Below are 6952 nucleotides of genomic sequence, written 5' to 3'. Positions count from 1 at the left end.
CGGATACTTCTGGATATAATCAAAAACCATAACTAATACAGAAAAATGGTAGACACTTACTTAAACGTTTTACCATTTTTCTTTTCCTAAGTTAATATTTCGGACAAGTCTATTGTTGGGCTGAGGTTGCAAAACGCATTACCGCAGGCACGGGTTGTCTACGTATCAGCAACTGGAGCGACGAAGGTTTCTAACCTATCTTATGCAAATCGTCTGGGGCTTTGGCAAACCGGTGACTTTCCGTTTACCTCCCGTGAAGATTTTGTGGAATCCATTGAGGGGGGTGGTATCGCCGCGATGGAAATCGTAGCCAGGGATCTCAAGGCTTTGGGACTGTATCTGGCGCGGAGTCTCTCGTTTGAGGGCGTGGAGTATCAGACTCTCTACATTGAGTTAACGCCGACACAGGAACGGATTTATAATAGCTACTCCGATGCTTTTGAGGTTATTCACCATAATTTAGATAAAGCCTGGAAGCTTGTAATATCTCTAATTCCAAGACTTACAACCGTGCTGCAAAGATGAGCGCGGTGTCTCAGTTCGAGTCGCACAAGCAAAGATTCTTCAACCATCTGTTGACTAGCATGAAGTGTCCACAGTTAATTAAAGCAATTGAAGAAGATTTAGCTGCTCAAAACGCCATTGTTATTCAAATTGTATCAACTAATGAGGAGTTGCTTAAACGCCGACTCAATAAAGTTCCGTCCGAGGAATGGAAGGATCTCAATCTTGACCTGACTCCACGGGAATATGTTATGGATTATCTGATGAGTGCTTTCCCTGTTCATCTTCATTCCATCCATTCTGGCGTTGATGGAGAAGAAAGATCCGAGCCAGTCTTTGACGCTGATGGCTCTCCGGTTATCTCCCAAGAAGCTGTAGCTTTGAGAGATGCCTTAGTCGATAAGTTAGCATGTCTTGATCCAATCCCTGGTGCATTAGAACAATTGCTGTGGCACTTCAGTAACAAACAAATTGCCGAAGTAACTGGTCGCAGCAAGCGAGTTTTGAAAGATGATTCAGGGCGTTTGTTTGTGGATTCACGCGGTGCTGGGGCGAATATTGCTGAAACTGCTGCGTTTATGCAAGGAGACAAACAAATCCTCATCTTCAGTGACGCTGGTGGGACAGGCAGAAGTTATCATGCTGATCTAAATGCTGTGAATCGGCGGCGGCGATCGCACTACCTGCTTGAAGCCGGCTGGAGAGCAGACAATGCAATCCAGGGGCTTGGACGATCACACCGCACAAACCAAGCATCAGCACCCATGTTCAGACCTGTTACCACTAACGTCATCGGTGAACGCCGCTTTATCTCAACCATTGCTCGAAGGCTGGATAGCTTGGGCGCACTCACTCGTGGACAGAGGCAAACTGGAGGTAACGGAATATTTTCAAACAAAGATAACCTTGAGTCAAACTACGCCGAATATGCACTGTATGAACTGTTCAAGCAGATATTCCAAGGGCGGTTTGCCCAAGTGCCTTTGGGAACTTTTGAGCAGATGACTGGACTTAGCTTAACCTCTCATGAAGGCGGGATGAAAATCGACTTGCCCCCATTGCGGCAATTCCTCAACCGACTACTGGCTCTACGAATTGATATGCAAAACATCATTTTCGAGAGGTTTGAACTACTCTTGAGTCAGCAGATTGAAGCAGCGATCGCGGCAGGGGTCTATGAGATGGGTGTGGAAACTTTACGGGCTGAGAAATTTACCGTCGAAAACCGTGAAACTGTGTACACACATCCTGTCACTGGTAGCGTAACGAACTATCTCAAGATAGAACGCACTCAGAAGAATAACATCAGAACGCCTGACGAAATGCTTGAGTTTGCCAGTATGTACCAGGGGAAATTGATGGTTAACACCAAGTCTGGTCATGCTGCTGTGTCAATTCCGACACATAGTATCTACGACGCTGATGGTGGTGTTGTACCAAGAGTGTTACTCGTTCGTCCCCAAAAAGAAACCCGTATACCAGTCAAGGATTTAGAATCTTCTACTTGGAAAGCGGTTTGTGTCGAGCGTTCGTCGCAGGGTGGTCGAAAGAAATAGACGCACTGCCCAAGTTCACTACCGATTACCTGCATTTGGTAACTGGTATTCTCCTACCCATCTGGAAAATACTACCACAACAGAATAGTCGAGTATTCCGACTACAAACCAGCGATGGACAAAAGATTCTTGGTCGGGTGGTGAATGCTCACGACATCCAAACCGTGCGCGAACAACTTGGACTCAGGAACCAGCTGCTTTCTCCAGAAGAACTTGTGAAGCTGGTACTGAACGAGAGATATACACAGCAGTTGTCGGGTGGTGTAACCTTGCGACGTTCTTTCATTGCTGGTGAACCTCGCATAGAACTGGTTAATGCTATCTCACTGGCAGAGCGACTGGTGGCTATTGGATGTTTCACCGAGATCATCAACTGGCAAAAGCGCGTATTCATTCCAGTTTCAGACAAAGCGCCAGCTATTCTAGCGGCTGTGATTGAAATCTTAGGATAAGTTAAAAGCTGATGTATTGACTAGATACATCAGCTTATTTTCGTGCCCTCTTAAATTAAAAAGGTAGTAACAGATGCACTACAGGCTCATTTTCATTCTTGGGACAATGCTTAATTTACACAACTTTCAGCCTTAACTGAACCATATTGGAAAATAAGGGGCTGTAATTTTTCTGTGTTTCCAAAAAAGGGCGGATGTTACCTGCCCCTGTGTAATTTGAATTAGGCTGCAACGAAATCGATCGCTGTAACTACGTTTGTTTGAACGCCGTTTAGGGTCGCCAGTAGCTCGTTGGTTTCTGTGACGCGGATCAGGGTGTTGTTGGCATTTCCCGCGATCGTCAGTTGACCGAACGTTAGACCACCTGATAGAGCAATCAAATCTGCGCCGTCCTTGAAGTCCTGAATCGTATCTGAGCCTTCGCCTGCTGCTAACACAAAGCGATCGTTGCCATTACCACCAAGCAGTGTATCCTGTCCTTGACCGCCATTGAGCAGGTCATCGCCATTGCCACTGTTAAGGATATCGTTGCTGATTTGACCCAGCAAAATGTCGTTGCCATTATCACCGTTAAGAGTATCGTTACCATTGCCACCATTGAGGATGTCGGTGTCATTGCGTCCATTGAGTTCGTCTCTGCCAGAAGTGCCATTGAGTGTATCCTTGCCGTTGCTGCCGTTAAATACGCTCAGGTTAATCGCTAATTGGGCACCTATTAGCACAGGATCGTGATCTGAGGAGCGATAGGGTGTTGGCTCATACAGTCCAGGGGGGTTAAATTCTTGGTTGTAATCTAGAATTAGGGGTTCGTCAGCGTTGATATGCCATTCGGTAGCTCCCGTCACCTGGGCACTGAGGCTGGAAGTGCTTAGGGCATGATCCAATCGTCCAGATTGCCCATCAAAGACAAAGGAGTAGGGGTCTTCGATATATCTGCCGAGTTCATCTACTAATCCACCATTTCGCAACACATCAATCGGATCTTCTTCACCATAGGCATTTAAATCCCCAAGGACTAATACATCGCTATCGCCTGTAGTCGTCTTCAACTCATTAACAAAGCCAAGCAAGGCTTCTGCCTGCTGAACCCGCGTGAAGTTAAAAGCTCCTTGTCCATCACCCTGGTCTGCGTCTGCACCTGTGCCCGTACCACTTTTTGACTTGAAATGGTTAATCACAGGGGTAAAAGTTTCGCCGTTGGAGTTGAGTAGAAAGGTTTGAGCGACGGGTTGGCGATTGTAAACAGCGTCAGGATCGCTGAGGGAAGCACCAACTGGGGTTACTATTCCTGGCTTGTAGATGAAGGCGACTTTAATTTCGTCAGTTCCTACCCCTGTAGCAGGATCGCGAATATAGTCATAGATTTCTGCGCCTAAAAATGTATTTAGCCGATCTACCAGTTCTGCGATCGCCGATTCAGCACCATCGCCATCATTCTCGATTTCAATCAGACCCACTACATCGGCATCCAGGGCTGCGATCGCGCTGACAATCTTGGCACTTTGCCGCTCAAACTCTGCTACATTGTCCGCTCCCCGCGAAGTCGGAAAGCCGCCACCCATGCCATCGCCATTGAAGTAGTTTAGCACGTTAAAGCTCGCAACCTTAACATTACCGCCCACCTCTTCGGGCGTAGCCGTCCGGGGATTAAAATCGACAAAATTGGGTGTTGCAGTGGGTTGCAGTCGGTAGCTGCCAAACCCGAAGCCCAGCACACCTGTAAGAGATGTAACCGTGCTACCCACGCGCAATGTGCCATCCTCATTCAAAAAGGGAACTGTAGCGGGATTTTGGGTATTGCTGCCATCGTCAAGTAAAATCTGGCGCAGGTTGTTTGCGTTCTGCTGTGCTGTCACTGTGGCAACATTGTTTTCGTCGTTCTCGGTTTCAGTAGTCGGAATATCCGTCGGGTCAATAAAGTTTGTGGGGTTAAACAACCGTCCCTCTGAAGACAGCAACACCTCACCAAATCGACCGAGATTAAAGTTTTCAGTGACCGTCAAGGTTTCGGGAAAGGTGACTAACATTCCCTCATAGCGTTCCAAGTCTGTCGTTGCAGCTACGGGCAGGTCAACAGCTATAGGGGTGAGCGCTCCTGAACCCACTACGCTCAGTCCACTAATGTTGCTGAGTTGAGTTTGAGTAAAGTTTTCTCCAACTGTTCCAGTCAGGCGTACCGTTTGACCTACACTCACGTCTATGCTGTTAGGCGCAAAGATAAAAATACCGTCTGAGGTTGCGGCATTACCATCTCCAACTGCCTCTTGCACAAAAAATCCATTCAAGCGACTGCTGCCTTGAAAGTCGCCAACCACAACTGCTTCAATTGTCACCGTCTGCCCAACAAGCGGACTGTCTGCACCACTCCCCTGAATTTCATAAACCTCTCTGAGAGCAACATCATTGTCAATTATATTGACGTTGAGGTTAGGGATTGGTGTGAGTGTGTTAGAGTATGCCGGGTCAGCACTCCTGGTGATCGAATGCGTAATTACTCCTGTGTGAGGAGATCCTTCTACATCCAAGTCGTTTACTGCTCTAACGGTAATCGTCTTGGGATTAGTATCTGTCAAGTTTAAACTAAGGGAGTTAAAAAAGTTTGTTCCATCAGTACTCAGTTGAGTTTCGCCATCTGCGGCGATCGCTAGATTTACTGCACCCGTTGGTATAGTCGTGAGAGCGATCGTGTAGGTATCAGTTGTTTCACTCTGCTCATTCACATCAGTACTGTTGCCAGATTGAGCGATAATTACTCCGGCTCCTGTCCCTAGAGCAGCAGTATAGCTTCCTAATCCGTCAAAGGTATCAGTAGCAAACCCGTCCCACTGCACACTTGGATCAAACCCATCGTTGGGATTGGCATCGCCACTAGTGATATTACTTTTGCGGCGCAAGGTATTATCTGCTGTGCTGGTCAGACCAGTTCCCCATTCTGTACCGGGGTCAACGCCAATCTGACCAATTGAATCAAGGATCGTCCCACTTGCACCGCCCTGGCGTAGCACGATCGCATCATCTCCGTTATAAAAAGCAGCAGCGCTTGTTTGATCAGCCTGGGCAAGAATGGTTGAATTAGCATTGCTTGAGGCAAAAACAAACACATCTCCAGCTGCCACTGTACCCGTCAGGCTAAAAGTGGTGGGGCTGCTGCTGCCATTGAAATAAAACTGAACCACATAATTTCCAGCAGTTAAATCGATTGCTGAACCTGTGCTGTTGTATATCTCCAGGGCTTTATTGTTGCTGCTGCCTTCAATATATTCCGAGAAAAATAATGCCATTGAAATCTCCATAAAAGCTGCAAATTTCAGTACAAATATCACGGCATTATTAAGGGATTTATATCTCTGGTTTAAACAATACTTTTGCTATTAGCACAACTTGAGTTGAAGCTGAACTTCAGCCATAATACTAAGGGAAGTGCAATCTACCATGCAAACGCTCCGCGAGAAATTGATGAAATTCTTGTGGAGAGAGCAATCATGGCTAAGAAAGACTTCACACCCGCCCAAGCCGTTGAGTTGTACATTGGCAACTATCGGTTTGATGCGATTAGGATTGTTGGAACAAAAGAGTACCGCATGTTTCAAAATCATATACTTGAGACAATAGGTATAAATAAACACTGGTTGACCAGGTTACAGTTTAGCCTACCCCGTGTCTATAAAACCCTTATAGAACAAGGCTTAAATCAGGTTACACTTTCTGCAAAATATACGGTTAAGATAACAGGTACATACATTTAAAAACTAACTTAAGATAGACTATTATTCATACTTAAGTTAGTTGCAAAAAGTGCTAATGTTAAAAAGTTTTCTAAAACATCTATAACTAGGCTTGAGTGGTTAGTTTCACTTAAAACGTATTTATACTTATTCTCATTATGAGAATGGCTACTTTACTAATATTCAGCAAACGCGACTGCACATTAAAATGACTACTACCAAGATTCATTCAGTTGTCTGTATTCACTCTCGTGTTTTAGTCGTATTCTACACTCCAGGTACATGCTGGCAGTTTCGGATTATTAGCCCCGATGGCACGGTATTCGGTGACTATCCGATTTACTATAGTGCTGAAGCAGCAGCAAAAGCTGGACGTGATTCCATTTATCAAAGGCGTTAAAGCGGTTAATTCATTCAGTGGCAAAAGTACTCTCATTGCTCCAGCAGGAGAGTTATTACCCGTAGCCTTGGATATACTCAGAAAGATTCCTTCACTCAGGATTCATGACAAGTTATATTTTTAGCTGAAAATCGAGTTTTCAAGTTAAAAGCCCTGGATTTCACCAGGGCTTTATTGTATATGCAATTTGCTAAATGCCAGCTAAAAAAAGTTGCCAGCCTTTTCTATACACATAATCAGTGTTGAATCACTTTGAGCTACTACTGTGTTGTAATTTTGTTTTGGCAGGAGCTTTTTAATAATGCGCTGGTAAGT

6 protein-coding genes are annotated in these 6952 nt (G+C 45.4%); 5 read left to right on the top strand and 1 reads right to left on the bottom strand.

Going from position 1 to position 6952, the window contains the following annotated elements; all coding sequences use genetic code 11:
- Positions 1–126 precede the first annotated feature (126 nt).
- The 3 genes from H6G97_RS53965 to H6G97_RS53955 are packed head-to-tail and all read left to right on the top strand — an operon-like array spanning position 127 to position 2512.
- Positions 127–525 (top strand): strawberry notch-like NTP hydrolase domain-containing protein, encoded by a 399-nt coding sequence (locus H6G97_RS53965; RefSeq protein WP_242055955.1) that lies wholly within the window; start codon positions 127–129, stop codon positions 523–525.
- Positions 522–2060 carry a strawberry notch C-terminal domain-containing protein gene (locus H6G97_RS53960; protein ID WP_242055954.1) on the top strand — a complete coding sequence of 513 codons (1539 nt, stop codon included), beginning with the start codon at positions 522–524 and terminating at the stop codon, positions 2058–2060. The genes H6G97_RS53965 and H6G97_RS53960 overlap by 4 nt, the downstream gene beginning before the upstream one ends.
- Positions 2021–2512, top strand: a complete 492-nt coding sequence (locus H6G97_RS53955) for a hypothetical protein (protein ID WP_242055953.1) — start codon at positions 2021–2023, stop codon at positions 2510–2512. Before H6G97_RS53960 ends, H6G97_RS53955 begins: the two co-directional genes overlap by 40 nt.
- A 221-nt stretch (positions 2513–2733) precedes the next feature.
- Here the strand turns inward: H6G97_RS53955 and H6G97_RS41890 are convergent, their stop codons facing one another.
- A complete protein-coding gene (locus H6G97_RS41890) occupies positions 2734–5793 on the bottom strand; it encodes an ExeM/NucH family extracellular endonuclease (RefSeq protein ID WP_199350044.1) in 3060 nt (1019 codons plus the stop codon).
- A 105-nt stretch (positions 5794–5898) separates the two neighbouring features.
- Here H6G97_RS41890 and H6G97_RS41885 point away from each other — a divergent pair, with 105 nt between their 5' ends.
- Both H6G97_RS41885 and H6G97_RS41880 read left to right on the top strand, forming a co-directional pair.
- Complete coding sequence (locus H6G97_RS41885) at positions 5899–6258, top strand: hypothetical protein (protein ID WP_190946469.1); 360 nt, start codon at positions 5899–5901, stop codon at positions 6256–6258.
- 187 nt (positions 6259–6445) lie between these two features.
- Positions 6446–6637, top strand: coding sequence for a hypothetical protein (locus H6G97_RS41880; protein ID WP_190946468.1), 192 nt, complete (start codon positions 6446–6448; stop codon positions 6635–6637).
- Positions 6638–6952 lie beyond the last annotated feature (315 nt).

Source organism: Nostoc flagelliforme FACHB-838 (assembly GCF_014698065.1).
Classification (GTDB): domain Bacteria; phylum Cyanobacteriota; class Cyanobacteriia; order Cyanobacteriales; family Nostocaceae; genus Nostoc; species Nostoc flagelliforme_B.
This window is presented reverse-complemented; position numbering and strand designations above follow the sequence as displayed.